Annotated in this window: 15 protein-coding genes; 3 read left to right on the forward strand and 12 right to left on the reverse strand. The window is 67.9% G+C overall.

The window, feature by feature from the left end:
• Nucleotides 1-36 precede the first annotated feature (36 nt).
• The 7 genes from ABJD39_RS13060 to ABJD39_RS13090 form a co-directional block, all read right to left on the reverse strand.
• Nucleotides 37-654: a CDP-alcohol phosphatidyltransferase family protein gene (locus ABJD39_RS13060; protein WP_348609472.1), complete on the reverse strand. Its 618-nt coding sequence runs from the start codon at nt 652-654 to the stop codon at nt 37-39.
• Nucleotides 651-1,106, reverse strand: a complete 456-nt coding sequence (locus tag ABJD39_RS13065; RefSeq protein WP_348613648.1) for an adenylate kinase family protein — start codon at nt 1,104-1,106, stop codon at nt 651-653. Before ABJD39_RS13065 ends, ABJD39_RS13060 begins: the two co-directional genes overlap by 4 nt.
• Before the next feature lie 137 nt (nt 1,107-1,243).
• Complete coding sequence (hisC, locus tag ABJD39_RS13070) at nt 1,244-2,338, reverse strand: histidinol-phosphate transaminase (protein ID WP_348609475.1); 1,095 nt, start codon at nt 2,336-2,338, stop codon at nt 1,244-1,246.
• A 75-nt stretch (nt 2,339-2,413) separates the two neighbouring features.
• The gene (locus tag ABJD39_RS13075; RefSeq protein ID WP_348609478.1) at nt 2,414-2,776 is read right to left on the reverse strand and encodes a hypothetical protein; all 363 of its coding nucleotides are present in this window, start codon (nt 2,774-2,776) and stop codon (nt 2,414-2,416) included.
• 36 nt (nt 2,777-2,812) lie between these two features.
• Nucleotides 2,813-4,153, reverse strand: a complete 1,341-nt coding sequence (hflX, locus tag ABJD39_RS13080) for a GTPase HflX (protein WP_348609481.1) — start codon at nt 4,151-4,153, stop codon at nt 2,813-2,815.
• Between the two features lie 239 nt (nt 4,154-4,392).
• Nucleotides 4,393-4,674, reverse strand: coding sequence for a hypothetical protein (locus ABJD39_RS13085; RefSeq protein ID WP_348609484.1), 282 nt, complete (start codon nt 4,672-4,674; stop codon nt 4,393-4,395).
• Nucleotides 4,671-6,554: a helicase HerA domain-containing protein gene (locus tag ABJD39_RS13090; protein WP_348609486.1), complete on the reverse strand. Its 1,884-nt coding sequence runs from the start codon at nt 6,552-6,554 to the stop codon at nt 4,671-4,673. The genes ABJD39_RS13085 and ABJD39_RS13090 overlap by 4 nt, the downstream gene beginning before the upstream one ends.
• 193 nt (nt 6,555-6,747) lie before the next feature.
• Here ABJD39_RS13090 and ABJD39_RS13095 point away from each other — a divergent pair, with 193 nt between their 5' ends.
• Complete coding sequence (locus tag ABJD39_RS13095; RefSeq protein ID WP_348609489.1) at nt 6,748-7,617, forward strand: halocarboxylic acid dehydrogenase DehI family protein; 870 nt, start codon at nt 6,748-6,750, stop codon at nt 7,615-7,617.
• Between the two features lie 43 nt (nt 7,618-7,660).
• Here ABJD39_RS13095 and ABJD39_RS13100 read toward each other — a convergent pair whose 3' ends face one another.
• Together ABJD39_RS13100 and ABJD39_RS13105 are read right to left on the reverse strand one after the other, a co-directional pair.
• Nucleotides 7,661-8,062, reverse strand: coding sequence for a hypothetical protein (locus ABJD39_RS13100; protein WP_348609492.1), 402 nt, complete (start codon nt 8,060-8,062; stop codon nt 7,661-7,663).
• Nucleotides 8,063-8,112: 50 nt separating this feature from the next.
• The gene (locus tag ABJD39_RS13105) at nt 8,113-9,540 is read right to left on the reverse strand and encodes a DNA polymerase Y family protein (protein WP_348609495.1); all 1,428 of its coding nucleotides are present in this window, start codon (nt 9,538-9,540) and stop codon (nt 8,113-8,115) included.
• Between the two features lie 185 nt (nt 9,541-9,725).
• Here ABJD39_RS13105 and ABJD39_RS13110 point away from each other — a divergent pair, with 185 nt between their 5' ends.
• Nucleotides 9,726-10,292 (forward strand): hypothetical protein, encoded by a 567-nt coding sequence (locus ABJD39_RS13110; RefSeq protein WP_348609497.1) that lies wholly within the window; start codon nt 9,726-9,728, stop codon nt 10,290-10,292.
• Nucleotides 10,293-10,486: 194 nt separating this feature from the next.
• Here ABJD39_RS13110 and lrpA1 read toward each other — a convergent pair whose 3' ends face one another.
• The 3 genes from lrpA1 to ABJD39_RS13125 all read right to left on the reverse strand — a co-directional run bounded on the left by lrpA1 (nt 10,487) and on the right by ABJD39_RS13125 (nt 13,884).
• Entirely contained in the window at nt 10,487-10,915 is a 429-nt protein-coding gene (gene lrpA1, locus ABJD39_RS13115; protein WP_348609499.1) for an HTH-type transcriptional regulator LrpA1, read from the reverse strand.
• Between the two features lie 135 nt (nt 10,916-11,050).
• Nucleotides 11,051-11,989 (reverse strand): thiamine pyrophosphate-dependent enzyme, encoded by a 939-nt coding sequence (locus tag ABJD39_RS13120; RefSeq protein ID WP_348609501.1) that lies wholly within the window; start codon nt 11,987-11,989, stop codon nt 11,051-11,053.
• Between the two features lie 2 nt (nt 11,990-11,991).
• A complete protein-coding gene (locus ABJD39_RS13125; RefSeq protein ID WP_348609504.1) occupies nt 11,992-13,884 on the reverse strand; it encodes a 2-oxoacid:acceptor oxidoreductase subunit alpha in 1,893 nt (630 codons plus the stop codon).
• 345 nt (nt 13,885-14,229) lie between these two features.
• Between ABJD39_RS13125 and ABJD39_RS13130 the strand changes: the two genes are divergently transcribed.
• Complete coding sequence (locus tag ABJD39_RS13130) at nt 14,230-16,935, forward strand: PKD domain-containing protein (protein ID WP_348609507.1); 2,706 nt, start codon at nt 14,230-14,232, stop codon at nt 16,933-16,935.
• The last annotated feature ends 70 nt before the right edge of the window (nt 16,936-17,005 follow it).

The following is a 17,005-nucleotide window of genomic DNA, read 5'->3' on the forward strand; positions in this document are numbered from 1 at the left end:
GTGGATTCGACGCCGATGGCCGGGTCACCGATTCGGTCACCGGATATCCGTCCACGCACCCCAGAAGCGCTGGAGCGCGGTGAAGTGGCCGACGACCGCGAACACGACGAGCAGCAGGCCGACCACGCCGAGTCCGGCGACCAGCGGGTCGGGCACCGCCGCGGCGACGACGCCGACGATGCCGACGAGCGCGAGACGGTCCGCACGGCCCAGCAGCCCGCCGTACTCGCGGCCGATACCGACAGCCTGGATCTGTGTGCCGAGATACGAGGTCATCAACACGCCCGTCACGGCAGCGAGGCCGAGGCCGTAGCGGCCGATCCCTGCGGCGAGCCCCACGAGTACCGCGATATCCGCGTAGCGGTCGAGCACGTGGTCCAGCAGGTCGCCGCCGGAGGAGTCGGTCCCCTGTGCCCGGGCGAGCGCGCCGTCGACGAGGTCGAGCCACCCGTTCGCGAACACGAGCGCCGACCCGGCGACGTACGACAACGGCGCCTCCGAGGGGGGCGCGAGGCCGAACGCGACACCCGCGGCGACCGCACACACGAACGCGAGCACGCTCACGCCGTCCGGCGAAAGCCCGATCGCATCGGCCGCGCGGACGAACGGCGACAGTCCCTTCTCCGCGAGAGGTCTGAACTGATCCAGCGTCATAGGTACTCCACGAAGTCGACCTCGCCCGCCGAGGGCTCGCGGTCGCCGTCGAGCACGCGCCCGAGTTCGGTCGCGACCGCTTCGGGGTCCCGGTCCGTGGTGTCGATCTCGTACACCTGATCCTCCCCGAAGCGCTCGACAGCTTCCCCGAGGATCACGTCGAGCGCCTCGCTCTCGCGGTTCTCGCGGGCGCTCGCTTCGCCCTCGCCGCGCTCGACGAGCCGTCGTTCGAGCACGTCGGGGCGGCACCGCAGCACCGCGACGCGGTCGGCGTCGAGATAGTGCGCCAGGTGAGAGTCGACGACGCCCGTCCACTCGCCGAGGTGCTCGGCCACCGCGTCGAGGTCGGCGACGAGCGAGTCGCGCTCCTCGTCGCGCTCGGTGTACAGTCCCTCCTCGCGGATCAGGTCGTTGAGGTGGACGACCGGGACGCCGCGATCCTCGGCCAGCAGGTCAGTCGCCGTCGTCTTGCCCGTCCCGGGCGTGCCCGTGACGACGAGGCGGTCGACCGGACCGGATGGCGGGTCGGCCCCGCCGTCGGCGTCGACATCGGCATCGCCGTCCGTGGCCGTCGCGTCGTCGCCGTCGGTCACGCTTCGACCCCGGGCTCCAGGTCCGCGAGCACCTCGTTCAGCGTCGCGACCGCCTCGCGGGTCTCCGCTTCGGTCCCGCAGGAGATCCGGACGCACTCGGAAAGTCCGAACGAGCCGGTGTCGCGGACGATGACGCCCCGCTCCTGTGCGCGCTCGGCGACGGTGCTCCCGTCGCCCACCTCCGCGAGGACGAAGTTGCCGGCGCTCTCGAACGTGGGCGCGTCCAACTCGTCCGCGATATACTCCCGAGCCCACTTCGCCGACTCGACGCTCCGCTCGACGTGCTCGTCGTCCGAAAGCGCCGCGAGCGCGGCGTCGAGCGCGACGGCGTTGGCGGCGAACGGCGTGTTCACGCGGGCGTACGCGTCGCCCCACGCCTCGGGGACGAGCGCGTAGCCGATGCGCAGTCCCGCGAGGCCGTACGCCTTCGAGAAGGTGCGCGTGACCGCGACGTTCTCGTACTCGTCGAGGAGGCCGGCTGCGGACGGCGTGTCGGTGTACTCGCCGTACGCCTCGTCGGCGACGACGAGCGTCTCCTCGTCGACGCCCTCCAGCAGCGCGACGAGTTCCTCGCGCGGGAGCTCGGTCCCGGCGGGGTTGTGCGGGGTCGTCACGTAGACGATCCGCTCGCCGTCGTAGGCGTCGAGGATCGCGTCGGCCGTCTGTGCGAACCCATCGGCCTTCACGACGGGATAGGTCGCCACCTCGCCGTGGTGATAGCGGGCGCTCATCGGGTAGTAGGCGAACCCCGGCTCGGGCGTGAGCACCCGGTCGCCGGGCGAAAGCATCGCCCGCGAGAGGTAATCCAGCGCGCCGTCGGCGCCCGGACTCACCCACACCTGCTCGGGATCGAGATCCCACGTCTCGGCCAGCGCCTCGGTGAGATCCGCATGAGCCGCCTTCGGGTACACGTGGGCGGCTTCGGCGGCGTCCTTCGCCGCCTCGACGGCCTTCGGCGAGGGACCGAACGGGTTCTCGTTCGAGGAGAGCTTCACCAGTTCCTCCGGGTCGAGCCCGAGATCGCGGGCCACCTCCTCGACGCCGCGGCCGGGGACGTACGGCACGTTCGCCGAGAGGTCGCGCGTGTTCATGCGCGAGAGAAGTGGTGGACGCTTCTTAAGCGTGCTCACACCGGGCGGCCCGTCCGTCGGCGTTCGTTCCGCGACTCAGTCGCCGCCCAACGTCCGCCTCACGCGGTCGAGCAACCCTCCGTCGTCCCCGAAGAGTTCGCGCTCGATCGCGTCGAGTTCGTCGTCGCCGAAGCGGTCGTCCGCCCGGGCCTCGACCAGCCAGTCGCGCCACTCCTCGTCGGTGAGGACACCGCGCGACTCGGGGCCCCACTGTTCGCGAAGCTCCGTGCGGTCCTCGAAGGGCACGTCCATGTCGCCGCCGCCCCACACCAGCGGCGAGAGCGCGAACGCGTACTCCGCGTGGTCGAGCGGGCGGAACCGGTACGGGTAGCCGTTGAAGCCGAACACCTCGTCCGTCCCGACCGTCTCGCCCGTCGGGAGTTCGAGCGTCACGTCCATACCGACGGAAGGCGCTCGACGGGGATGTGCCTTCGGCTACCCCTCGCGGCCGTCCGACCGGAGGTCGGCCGCCCAACGCTCCGCCTCGTCGACGACCGACGGCTTGCCCGCGAACGATATCTCGATCGACTCGGGACCGTACGTCACGTCGGCGTCGCCGCGCTCGTGGAGCCAGGAGACGAACGCCCGAGACTCCCCCGAGGGCGGCAGCTCGAACGTCGCCGTCGAACCCGGAAGCGCCCCGACCACCGCGTCGCGAAGGCCGTCGACTCCGATTCCGTCGAGCGCGCTGATCGCCACGGGCTCGCGGGTCTCCACGCCGGCCTCGGCGAGCACGTCCGCGACGACCCCGAGCGCGGCCTCGCGGCCCGCGGCGTCCAGCCGGTCCACCTTGTTCACCACGGGAACGACGGGTCCCGTCGCGTCGGCCGCGAGCACCTCGACGGTCGTCTCGACGCGCCGGCGGAGCCGCTCCTCGTCGGCGCTGGCGTCGACCACCGCGAGCACGGCGGCGGCGGCGCCGATCTCGTCGAGCGTCGCCGAGAACGAGCGAACCAGATCGTGCGGGAGATCCGCCACCAGCCCGACCGTATCGGTGAGGAGCACCCGTCGCCCGTCCAGCGTCGCCCGCCGCGTCGTCGTCTCCAGCGTCTCGAAGAGGCGGTCCTCGACGGTTATCGATTCCGTGTGGTCGTCGTTTCGGCCGTCGTCGCCGGACGCGTCGTCGAGCGAGGATTCCGCGTCGAAGTCGTCCGCCAGACGGCGCAGCAGCGTCGACTTCCCCGCGTTCGTGTAGCCCGCGAGCGCGACCAGATCGAACCCCTCCGCGCGCCGTCGCGCCCGACGGTCGGCGGCCGCGTCGGTCAGCTCGTCGAGTTTCGCCTCCATCGCGTCGATACGTTTCTCCATGTCGAGGACGGGTGACCCCTTCTCGGTCGCCGCGTTCAACAGCGACTCCTCGGTCGCGCGGCGTACCCGGGGGAGCTCGTACCGCAGCGTCGCCAGATCGACCTGCGTCGTCGCGGCCGTCGATCCGGCGCCGTCGGCGAATATTTCCAGGACCAACCGGTAGCGATCCGTCAGCGTCGTCCCCGCCGGGAACAGATCCAGCAGATCGGTGTACTGCCCCGGCGAGAGTTCGCCGTCGAACACGACCGCGTCCGCGTCGCGCTCGGCGACGACGTCCGCCAGTTCCCGTGCCTTCCCGCCGCCGAGGTTGTACCGCAGGTCCTCCGTGCGCCGCTGGGTTACTTCGCCGACCACGTCGTAGCCCGCCGCCTCCGCGAGGCGCCGGATCTCCGTCGTGTCGGGCGTCTCATCCGCGTCGCGGGCGGCGACGACCGCTCGCCCGCCGTCGAGTCTGTCTCGTACGTTCACTGTGTGTCGTGACCGCGCGCCCGTCGCCGCCGGGAGGGGAGTCCCGACGGGCCCGGCCCGCAGTCGTTCGTCCGATCGGCCGTCCGTCTCGGGGATGCGGTCACCCTCGCCGTGCCGACCGACACGTCCTCGCCGACGCGGCGGTCAGCGGGACGAAGAAGAGGTCTCCATTGAGTGAACGTTCGTGGGACGCGACAAGAGGCTTGCCCCGGTGTGGTATCCACTGACGTGCCGGGGACTCACTCCACGGCCTCGATCACGTAGTGGTGCTCGTCCTGTTTCACCAGATCCGCGGGCTCACGCATACTCACGGCGTAGCCGGTGGGCCCGCGTTCGAGTTCGTGATCGGCGTTCACCCGAACGAGGTTGCCGATCACCTGCGCGGACGGCGGCTTCTGTGCGGCGCCGCAGTCGTACACGGTGAGGAGCTCGTTGCCGTCGTCGGTCTCGTAGACGATCACCCGGGCGTGCGTCGCGAGCCGCCACCGATCCTCGCCGCTGGGGGGCAGCTTCAGCGTCATGGCGCCACATCCGGGTCGAGGCCGGCGCGCGCTTCGATCTCCGCGATCACCTCGACGAGGTCCTGTTCGTCGGTGTGCTCGCCGTACACGCGCCGGACGAGCGCCGGGAGCGTGTAGGCGTACTCGCCGCGGCTGCGGTGTTCCACGAAGCCGGCACGTCGGAGCACCTTGTTGCGAGCGTACGCGTACCGGCGGTCGCCGGAGCCGTCGGCGGCGCGGTGGGCCTCCACGGGCGTCGTGCGGCCGGCACGTCGGTAGGCGCCGAGCATCCCTCGGGTCACGCCCTCCAGCGACTCGACCGCGCGGGCGACCCCTGCGACGACGGCCTCGCGGTGGCGCAGTTCGTCGCCGTCGAGGAACGCCGCCGCGTCCTCGACGCCGTCGAACCCCGAGCGGGAGCGCGCCGGCGAGATGTCGACCCCGTCGGTGGGCGGCACCGCGCTCCTGACGCGCTCGTCGCTCGCGTCGCTCCCGGCGTCGCCAGCGTCGCCGGCGGCATCGCTCCCCTCCACCGTCGCCGCCGCGGTTCCGTTGTCGGCGACTGTGGCGGTCGCGGCGGCCACCTGCTCCTCGGCGTCCTCGGACGCAGCAGCGTCGCCGTCACGCTCGTCCACCCCGTTAGCCGCTTGGGCTGGTCCGGGCGTCCCGTCCGCCGGGGTGGTCGGCTCCTCGTAGTCGTGGAGTTCGGCTTGGTCGTCCGCTGGCGGACGGCCGAACGCGGCGTCCCCGTCGCGGCGCTGCGGCTCCGGCGCGGAGCCGTCGTGCGACCCCGGCCCGGGAACGGTCGGATCCCCGCCGGGAGAGCGGCCGGTCCCGCCGCGATACGGCGCATCCGCCTTCTGCAGCAGCGCCTGCGCGAAGGTGTCGGCCATCTCCGACATATCGCGCGCCTCCTCCAGTTCGCGTTCGAGCTGGATGATCCGCTGGTCCTTCTTGTCGAGTTCCTGTCGGAGGTCCGCGAGTTCGGACTCGGTCCGTTCGCGCTCGTCCGTGATCGTCTGCAGCTCCGAGACCAGATCCCCGGAGACCGACTTGAGGTCGGGCCGCTCGAAGTCGTCGAGGCCGGGCGTCGCGCCCGCGTCGAACGTCTGTTTGCGGTGGAACTGCACTCGCCTGATGGACTCGGCCCAGTCGGTCATCAGGAACGCCTCCCCGTCGTCCATGTCCTCGATGGCCTCGCCGTAGTCGTTGCCGAGGATGCGCGAGACGACCTTCGTGTCGTTGTCCCAGGTGAGCCGGTGCCAGCACAGCCAGTCGCACTGGGTAATGAAGTCCTTTTTCACGTCGGCCGGGCGCTGGGAGATGCCGACGATGCCGAGGCCGTGCTTGCGCCCCCGCTTGCCGATCTTGATCAGCGTCTTGCCCGTCTTGTCCATCCCGGCGCCCTCGGGGATGTACTCGTGACACTCCTCGACGAGCATCAAGAACGGCTTCTTCAGCTTCTTCTCCTTCGCGAACAGCTGTCTGGCCGTTTCGCGGATCAGATCGGAGGCCTCGTCCTCGTCGAGATAACCCGAGACGTCGAGGATGATCGGGACGTTCTCCTCTAAGGCGAGCGAGGCGATCTTGCCCGCGTGCTCGCTCGACACCTGGATGTCGCACTCCTCGTCGGCGCCGACGTGGAGGATCTCGAACTCCTCTTTCAGCCCGTAGTACTCCCCGTCGGAGTCGACGATGAGCACCGGAAAGCTGTTCGAGAGCAGCTTCTCGATGACGACCGAGGCGGTGTTGGACTTGCCGCTGCCCGATTTCCCGGTGATGAATCCGCGACCCGTCAGGATCTCGACGACCGGGAGCGAGATGGGTGTCCCGGCGGACAGGCCCGACTCCCCGCCGGTCCCGTCGCTCACGTCCGCGACGGTGATCGTCTCGTCACTCATTACCGAACCCTGGCTCCCCACCGGGCTTAAACCTCGGCAGTCGCGTCCGACGTGCGTCTGACGCGGAGCCGAACGCGGTCCGAACCCGAGAACGGTTCACGCGGTCCGTCCAGCCCGCGGCCAAGCCAAGCCGCGCCCGTACACCCGCCACACGTCCGGGCGGATTTACGGTCGAGCACGGAGACCGACCTCCATGGACACGAGCCTCGAACTCCACGCGACCGACGCGACCGGCTGGCGAGCGGGCATGTACGACGACATCCGACACACCTTCCGCGCGCCGGTCGTCAACTGGATCTGGCGGACTGCGACCGCGAACCACCCCGAGTTCACCCGGTACTTGTGGGGCCAGGTGAAGCCCGCCTTCGAGACGCGCGCGTTCGCGGAGGCGTCGGTCGCGTACCGCGACGCCGTGCGCTCGGCCGTCGACGGCCCCCGCTACCGCCCCGGCGACCTCGCCCTCGCGCCGGCGGAGGCACGGGAGCTGCGCGGCCAGATCGGCACCTTCGACGCCGTCGCGCCGCGGCTCGGGGTGCTGTTCGAGCTGGTCGACCGGGCGATGAACGGCGGCGACGTGGCGACCGCGGTGCCCGACGACCAGGCCGCGACCGAGCCGTACCCCGCGGGGCTGGACGCCGACCGCGGGCTCGACCCCTCGATGGTCGCCGTCGACGCCGTCCCCGAATCGGCCGCGGCGACCGTCGCGTCGATCCGGGAGTTCCACGGGTTCGACGAGGGGCTCCCGAGTGTCTACCGCTGTCTCGCGCAGTGGCCCGGCTTCCTCGACCGACTGTGGGACGACCTCGAACCGGCCCTGCGTTCGGACGACTTCGAGGCCGCCCTCGCGGACGCGTCGGCGGTCGTCGGCGAGTACGTCGAGGGGCTGGCCTACCGCCCGGCGCTCTCGCGGGAGGCGGCGCTGGCGGCGGGGTTCGACGGCGACGCGGTCGACGACATCGCCGGGCTGTTCGCCGAGTTCAACGGCGGGCCGGTCGAGACGGTCATCCCCGCGCTGCCGCTGTTCGCCGACGCCGTCGGCGCGAGCGGACGGCGACGGCTGTAAACAGGGTGTGCCGGCGGCGAGCGACACTGGCGAACGCGGCCGGTCAGCCGGCCGCCCGGACCGCTTCGACCGCCTCGTGCCACTTGCGCGCCACCTCGTCGGCGCGCTCCTTCTTGTCCTCGATGTCCTGCTGGTCGCGGAGCCAGTACAGGTCCGTGTAGAAGGCGACCAGCGTCTCCACCTCGCGGTCCGTCAGGTGTCCCACGCGGTCGGCGTTGCTCTCATACACCTGCGGCGGTTCGACGCTCGCAGCGAGCGCCTCGTAGCGGTCCTCCTCGGCCAGGTCGGCCACGTGCGACAGCGCCTCCAGTTCGGTCCGGAACGCGAGCCGGAGGTGGTCCGTCTCGGCGCGTCGCCGCCGGCGGAACACGAAGTACGACCCCGCGGCCGTCGCTACCGCGCCCACGAGGCTCCCGAGCACGAGTCCGGTCGCGACGCCTGCCATACCCGACCAGTGTCGTCCGCGGCCGAAAGGTCCGTCGGCGGCTTCTCGCGCTACTCGAACTCCCCGAGGTCGATCTGCCCCCGACGCCGTCGCCCCCGGCGCTCCCGCTCGGCGTCCGGGTCTCCCTCGTCAGCCCACTCGTCGAGTGTCGCGTCACTGTCGGTTGACCGACGCACCACCTCGTCCTCGTCGCCGACGGCGCCACCCGTGCGATCGGGTGTCCGGTCGGACCCCGTCTCTCCGGTCCCCGACCCCGCGGCGTCCGACGCCCCCTCGTATCCACCGAGGGTCGCCTGCTCCTCGGCGGCGAACGAGAGGTTCGAGACCCGAACGCCGAGCTTTCTGACCTCCTCGCCCGTGAACTCCTCGAGGAGGTCGAGGGCGACCTCCTCGACGAGATCCGGGTCGTCGACCGGCCCCGGAAGCGAGTCGGCGCGGGTGTTCACGTCGAACGGCGGGTGAACCACCTTCACGCCGATGGTGCGGTACATCGCCCCGCGCGAGTGCGCTCGCTCGGCCACGTCGGCCGCGAGGGCGCGAACCCGCTCGCGTTGGGTCCCGGTGTCGGCGGTCCGGCCGGCGGACTCACGCGACAGCGACTTCGGGCGCCCCGTGGGCGTCACCTCGCGGTCGTCCCGGCCGTTCGCGCGCTCGTGGAACTCCCTGCCGCGCGAGCCGAATCGCGCCTCCAGGTCCGCCGGGTCCGCCGCCGCGAGGTCGCCGGCAGTCTCGATGCTCATGTCCGCGAGATCGCTTGCGGTGACCGGGCCGACGCCGTGGATGTCGGAGACGGACAGCGGCGCCAGGAAGTCGGCGGTCTCGCCGGGCTCGACGACGGTGAGCCCCTCGGGCTTGTCGTGATCGGAAGCGACCTTCGCGGTCGCCATGTTCGGCGCGACGCCGACGCTGGCGGGCACGCCCGCCTCCCGTTCGATGCGCTCGCGGACGTGGCGGGCGAGCCCCTCCGCGAGCGTGCGGTCCGGTCCCGCGCCGTCGCCGGCACCGTCGTCGCCTGCTCCCACGGCCTCCCACGAGGTTCGGTCGGTCACGTCGAGGTACGCCTCGTCGATGCTTACCTCCCGCACCGTGTCGGCCACGTCGTGGATGACCGCCTTCACCGTCGACGCGACGTCCTTGTAGAACGCCATGTCGACGGGGCGGTAGTGTCCGGCCTCCGCGGGGTCCGGCGCGTCGGGGTCATCCGGGTCCGCCTCGACCAGGCGGGGAAGCCGCTCCAGCGCCTGAGAGATGGGTTGGGCCGACTCGACGCCGAACTCGCGCGCCTCGTAGCTCGCGGTCGCGACCGCACCGATCGTCTCGCCCGGCTCGTACCCCATCCCGACGACGACGGGGTCGCCCGCGAGTTCGGGTTCCTTCAACCGCTCACAGGAGGCGTAAAAACAGTCCATGTCGACGTGGAGGACGACGCGCTCGCCGCCGTCGTCCGACGTCGGCGCCCCCGGAAGCGTCTCCTCCATGTGCGGGGGTGGAGCCCGGACCACCGTCAACCTTGCCGGTCCGGAGTGGAAGTGAACTCGGTCGGTATCTGGGGGACGGGACGACGACGGGCGGCTCCGCCCGTAGCGAGCCCGAGGCACGTTCCATCGGTCCTGTGATGAGCCGACCGCTCTTTTGTGTGCGTCCCGAACTCACCGTTAGTACCATGAAACTCCCACTCCGCAAGCGTACATCCGAGTCCGCGGACAAGCGACCGACCGAGTCCACGGGGACCCCGATGGACGAACAGCTTCAGAAGGCGGTGACGGACGTGATCACCGGATCGAACGACAAGATCGTCGAGATCAGGCCCGCGAACGAGTCGAAGGGTGGGGGCGGGGGGAAGCTCGCGCTGCTGCTCCTCGGCGGCGTGGTCGCGATCGGCTACTGGATGGGGAAGTCGTCGCGGAAGCCGTCGGAGATGATCGAGAGCGTCACGAACAAGGCCGCGAAGCGGACCAAGGAGACGACCGAGCGGGCCGCAGAACAGATCGAGAAGGGCAGCGAGACGATAGCCGACCGCGTCGAGGAAGAGTCGCAGGAGGCCGGCGAACAGGTCCGGCAAGCGGGCGAGAAGGCGTCCGAGCGGACCGAGGAGGCCGGCGAGAAAGCCTCCGAGAAGACGGAGAAGACCGGAGAGCAAGCGTCCGAGAAGGCGGAAAAAGCCGAAGAGAAGGCCGAAGAGAAGGCCGAAGAGAGCAGTCCGTCAGGCAGCAGCTCGTCGGGTAGCTGATCCGGCGGGGGAGCGCGCCGACGCCCCGTCATCCACGAACGCTCGTTCCGGCCTCGGGCGGCGATGGCTGTACGGCCGTCGCCGATCCCGCGACTGCCGATCGTTTTTCCGACCGAACACGCTCCCGCGCTCCGGCCGGTCGCCGTCGAAGTGGAACGACCGGGGGAGGAGTGCCTCGCGTCCGACGACCCGCCCTACTTCAGCCGCTCTTGCAGGACCGAGGGATGCGCTGCAGTGACCCCCTTGACGCCCCCGATCTCCTCGGAGATCACGTCGCCGAGCTCGTCGCCGTCGGCCGCGCGGACCTCCGCCATGAACATGTGGTCGCCCGAGGACGTGTACAGCGAGACCACCGACTCGAGCTCCTTCAACGCGCGCGTCGCTTCGACGTAGCGCTCGCTATCCACGTCGATGCCGACGAGCGCGATCGTCTGCCCGGAGAGCTTCTTGGGGTCGATCTCGGCGGAGTAGCCGACGATGACGCCCTCGTCTTCGAGTTGATTGATGTACTTGCGCACGGTCGGCTTCGAGACGCCGGCGCGGTCGGCGATCTCGGCATAGGATGCCTGCGCATCCTCCTCGAGCGCTTCGAGGATGCGGTCGGCCGTCGAGGAGGCACTCATTGTCATATGATTTCGCGCCGCAGAAAAAATACCTTGCGAATGAGAAAACGGGACTCGTGTAGGCGTCAATCCACGGCGTGAACGCCTCGACCATACCGCAGTCGTGCGGTTCGGTCGCTCACTCCCGCCGTTCGCTCACTTGTGTTTGTCGATGAACCGATCGTACGAGCGCTCCCACTCGTAGTCGTCGTCGAAGTACCGCTCCGCGAGCGGTTCGTCGGGCATCTCGCCGATCTCCTGTTTCTCCTGCTGGTAGGAGAGGCGGTCGTCGTCGCGGTAGTAGACGCCGGTGAGCACCTCGCCCTCGTACAGTTTGTCCTCGGTCTCGCGCATCAGCTCCTGGGCCTCCGCGCGGTCGGTCGGGTCGAAGTCGTAGTCGTCGGACTCGTTGATGTCCGTGTACGGGACGTACTGCTTGGCGTCCTTGTTCCACGTCGGACACTGCGTCAGGAAGTCGATGTGCGCGAACCCGTCGTGCTCCATTGCCTCCTTCAGGATGCGCTGGGCCTGGTTCGGGTTTACCGCCGCAGTCCGGGCGACGAACGACGCGCCGGAGGTCAGCGACAGCGACAGCGGGCGGATCGGCGTCTTCGCCGAGCCGTGGGGCTGGGTCTTCGATTTGTGCCCCTTCGGGCTGGTCGGGGACGTCTGCCCCTTCGTCAGCCCGAAGATCTCGTTGTTGAACACGATATACGTCATATCGTGGTTCTCCCGGGCGGTGTGCATGAAGTGGTTCCCGCCGATGCCGTAGCCGTCGCCGTCGCCGCCGGCGGCGACGACCTCGACGCCGGGGTTGGCGAGCTTGGCCGCGCGTGCGACCGGGAGCGAGCGGCCGTGGATCGTGTGGAACCCGTAGCTGTCGAGGTAGCTGTTCAGCTTGCCCGAACAGCCGATCCCGGTGACCAGCAGCGTCTCCTCGGGCGTGCGCCCGACCTCGGGCAGCGCGCCCTTCAGCGACTTCAGGACGCCGAAGTCGCCACAGCCCGGACACCACGTCGGCTGCGGTTCGATCTCGGGCGTGTACTCGTTGCGGTCGACCTCTCGTTCCTCGCCGATTGCACTGAATGCGCTCATTGTCAGTCACCTGCCGCGGGCACGAACTTCGTCTCGTTGCCGGGGAGCTCCCCGTCCTCGACGATCTTCGTGGTGAACCCTTCGACGATCTCCGCGGGTTCGAAGGGGTTGCCGTTGTACTTCAGCAGCGAGGAGAGCATCTCCCCGTGCGTGCCGAGCTCCTTCTGCGTCAGGCCGCGGAACTGCGCGGACGCGTTCATCTCGACGACGAGCGCCTCCTCGACGGAGTCGAGGAACGACCGAACCGCGTCGATCGGGTACGGCGCGAGTTCGGCGACCGTCAGCGCCTTCACCGACGTACCGTTCTCGTTGAGACGGTCGACCGCCTCCTCGACGGTCCCCTGCTGGGAACCGAACGTGAGGATGCCGTATTCGGCGTCCTCGGGGCCGTACTCGATGAGCAGGCCGTCGTCGTCGAGGTCGGCACGGATGGCGTCGAGCTTGCGCTGGCGACGGTTCATCTGCGCGACGCGGTTGTCGGGATCCTCGTCGATGTGGCCCGCCGGGTTGTGTTCGTTGCCGGTCGCGAGATAGCGACCGCCCTTCTGACCGGGCACCGAGCGCGGCGAGACGCCGTCCTCGCCCTCGTGCTGGAAGCGGTGGAACTTGCCGTCGTCCGTGTGCGGCTGGTCGGCCAGCTCGTCCTCGGTGAGCGTCATGCCGATGTCGCCGTTGGGCTCGCGGTCGAAGTGCGAGGCCGGGACGTTCGTCAGCTCGCCCGACAGCTTCTGATCGTAGATGATCATCGTCGGGATCTGATACTCGTATGCCAGTTGGAACGCGCGGCGCGACGCCTCGTACGCTTCGGCGACGGTGCCGGGCGCGAGCACGACGCGCTGGGAATCGCCCTGTGAGGTGTACAGGACGTGTTCCAGGTCCGCTTGCTCGGGCTTCGTCGGCATCCCCGTCGAGGGACCGGCGCGCATCGCCTCGATGAGCACCAGCGGCGTCTCGGTCATCTCCGCGAGGCCGAGCGGCTCGCCCATCAGGGCGAACCCGCCGCCCGAGGAGCCGGACATCGCCTTGACGCCCATGTGTGAGGCGCCGATGGCGAGCGCGGCCGCCGCGATCTCGTCCTCGACCTGCTCGGAGATCCCGCCCAGCTCGGGCAGGTTCTGGCTCATGATGGTGAACACCTCGGTCCACGGCGTCATGGGGTAGCCCGCGATGAAGCGGCACCCCTCGTCGATGGCGCCGTAGGCGATGGCGTCGGAGCCGGACATGAGCAGCTGATCCTCGTCGTGTTCGCCCATGGGGACGGACACGTCGGGAGCGTCGACGTCGTACTCCTCGCGGACGAGGTCGTGCGCCGTCTCCATGATCTCGACGTTCGGCTCGAGGATCTTCTCGGGCATCGCGTCCCGCATCAACTCCTCGATGGCCTCGAGCGGAATGCCGGTGATGGCGCACGTAACGCCGACCCCGGCGGTGTTGCGCATGACCTCCCGGCCCTGCTCGCGCGCGAGCGACCGGAGGTCGATGTCGTATACGTGCCAGTCGTTCTCCTCGACGCGTTCGTCGAAGTTCGGGACCTCCGAGGGGTCGAGCAGGCCCGAATCGTAGACGATGACGCCGCCCTCGCGGAGCTCGTCGAGGTTCTCCGCGAGCGGCTTGGCCTCCTCGTTCCCGTAGTAGGCTTCCTCCTGCGGGTTACGGGCGAACGAGTCGCCCAGCGCCAGCAGGAAGTTGTAGCCGTCGCCCCGTGACTTGACGGGATCAGCGGAGGCGCGTACCTCGACGTAGGTATGGCCGCCCCGAATGCGCGAGGGATAGTGACGATGCGTGAAGACGTGCAGCCCCGACCGCATCAGGGCCTTGGCGAAGTTCTGACTGGTCGAGGCGATACCGTCCCCCGACCCGCCAGCGATCCGCCAGATGAGTTCGTCGGCTGACATAGGTACTGATCGGCCCTCCGATGGGCAGTGTTTGACGATTGTTCTGCCCGGAACAAATGCCTTGCTATAGGTTCGCAAAGGGTCGATCGTGAGGGTTTCGGGATCGACCGGACGAGCGATCGCTCATCAGTACGATCGCTCGTCCGGTCGATCCGTAACCGCCGCAGCCAACCTGATCTGCTGGGTATCAACGATGTTGACGGGAATCAGAGCTCTACGGAGTGTTATCGGCGCGACACGAACGGCACTGACTACTCTATCCGAACAGATAATTTTTCCAAATAGATCCTAAAATCTTATAATAGATACCGAGACATCTCGCGTCAGGACATGAGATGCGTTCCATTGGCCGTCGCGGCACTCCTCGTCGTGGCGGCCGTTCCCGCGTCGGTCGCCGCACACGAGGTGGCGGAGAACGACCCGCCGCTTGCCGACGCGGGTCTCGATCAACACGTCGAACGCGGCACTGTTGTGTGGCTGGACGGCGGCGGATCCCTCGATCCCGACGGCGAGCTTGTCGCCCACGAGTGGTCGATCCGCACCCCTGACGGTCGGGAGATCGAACCGAACGATCCGACCGCGGTGTCGACGACGTTCACCGCGTCGACGGTCGGCCGATACGAGGTCACGCTGACCGTTACAGACGATCACGGAGTCCATCGAAGTGACACACTGTACGTCGACGTCGGCGATCCTGAGGTGGGAAGCGACGAGACCGCATCGGAGAACTCGACGCCGCAGCCGAACGAGCCGCCGGTCGGCGGTATCGACGGACCGGACAGCGTCGTCCGCGGCGAGCGAGCCACGTTCACCGCCGACGTGTACGACCCCGACGGGGAGGTCACGTCGTACGCCTGGTCGGACGGGCGATCGACCCGCGAGGTCGACCGCACCGTCGATCTCCCGGCGGGCGAGACGTTCGTGTTCAGCGTTCGCGTCACTGACGACGACGGCGCGACGGCGACGTTCCGGAAATCCGTCCGTGTGCTGACACCGGACGGTGACGTCGCGGAAGCGTCCGCCGATCCGAGTAACGAGGACCCGACCGCGCGTATCGAGGGACCGGACCGAGTCGCGTCCGGCCACGACGCGACGTTTGTTCTCCGAGGAAGCGACCCGGACGGAACCGTCGTTCGACGACTATGGCCCGAACGCTCCGAGACCGGGGCGGTCATCGAGCGCACGTTCTCACGGACGGGGACGTACACGCTGCGCGGTGTCGTCGTCGACGACGACGGGGCGCGAACGACGGCCAGGAAGACTGTCGAGGTGTACGACGAGGGACCGCCGGTGGTCTCGATCGACGGCCCCGACACCGCGCCCATGGGGAGCACACAGGAGTACACGCTGGAGGCGTACGATCCGGACGGCGGGGAGCTGACGATCAGTTGGGATCCCCCGCAGAACCAACTTGAGCGCGAGTCGAGTCGGTACGTGAACCACGTCGGGATCGAGGGCGTCCTGGGTGAGACGGTGGAGGTCTCGGCGACGGTTACGGACGACGAGGGTAACAGCGTGACCGCAGTGAAGGAGACGAACGTGGAGATGCAGACGAGTTTCGGGACTGGAGAATCCGTTCCCCACATCTCGGAGATCTCATCGAGATACGCCACTGATGACACGGAACAGACGTCGGAAACAGACTCCGTAGAACTCGGTACCTACGAATTTCTCGCAACGGTCACACATGAAGAGCCGAAGATCGTTCGCGCGACGTGGCGAGTCAACGACACGAATCGAGCCGTCGTCGTCGATACGCTCGGCCGATTCTCGGGCACCCGAGACACTGAGATCCGTCATATGTTCGTCTCCGAACACGGCGGCAAGGTCACGAGGGAGGTTTCACTCTCGGCCGTCGACGCGGACGGCGATCGGGACGAACAGAAGTGGATAAGTCGCGTTCAATCGGTACAGACGCACGACGAAATCGTATTCTATGCGATGAAATCGGGCGATTCCGCGAGGAAGAACAGTTTGGAGGTTGAACCCGGCGAGCAGGTCGAGTTCGTCGTCGGGTCGAACCAGAATTACCGTCTCGCCTTCGGTGACGGTACATCCGCACGGGGATCTGGAACATCAGGGCTGCGGAACGTCAAGATCGCTCACACGTACGATGACCCTGGAACGTACAAGGTGAGACTCATCTCGACGCAGGGTCCGAACGGTGAAGCGCTGAAAACCGTCGATATCAACGTACGACCGAAGACGTACACAGAGTACTGGTATGAGAGCACCAGTAACACGATTGAACGCGTTATATCTGAGGAATCACCAACAGGGAAAAACTGGTTCAAGAGATCGGTATACGACTCCGGGACCTACTTCACAGGACGAACAGTATCTGTGAGGGCCGACGCGGGCCGACCGTCGATGCTCGGAGACAACTGGGTATCGACCGGGACGAGTGTTGAGCAGCGATCGCGCCGGATCACTCGCGTCAGGCAGTCGGACCCCGACGGAACAGGAGACGACTGGCAGCTCGTGGAACGGAACGTTCGTACCGAGGAACGGACGTACTACGAGGATAAATACCAGTGGCTCTCGAACCGATTCCGGCGTTCGGGATGGAGTTTCACCGGCGAGACCAGAACCGAGCGCGTGGTCGTGGGCGATGGACACGACCACGACCGCGAGCGACACAGTCGAACCACACGAACGTGTACAAACTGGGATCTCGCTCCGAGTCCGTACGGCGGATTCTCGCGCGAGTGTTCTAACTGGAGATACGATACCGATGTCTGGTACACTGGCCACGACCACAGTGGCTACACGTACTATGACACCGACTACCTGTACAAGACCGAGGTCGAACGAACACAGACTGTTCAGTACCACGAGTACGCGAGCGAGCGTGAATTCACAGTTACCACGGAAACCTTCGCGGAAACGGACTCCTGGACCGAGTGGTTATGGGAACGTGAAGGAAGCACCGTCAGACAGGAACAATCACTCAAGAGACCTGAGCCTGGAACATACATTTCTGGAACTCTCCGCACAGTCGAGGTTCGGTGTGGATCTGAGGAGAGCAATCACGATTCAGTAATGTGCTGACGACTAATTACAAATATATAAATTCAATAAATTATTACTGGCACTATGACAATCACAACCGTTCGAACCG

It is taken from the genome of Halobaculum rarum (assembly GCF_040025155.1).
Classification (GTDB): Archaea; Halobacteriota; Halobacteria; order Halobacteriales; family Haloferacaceae; genus Halobaculum; species Halobaculum rarum.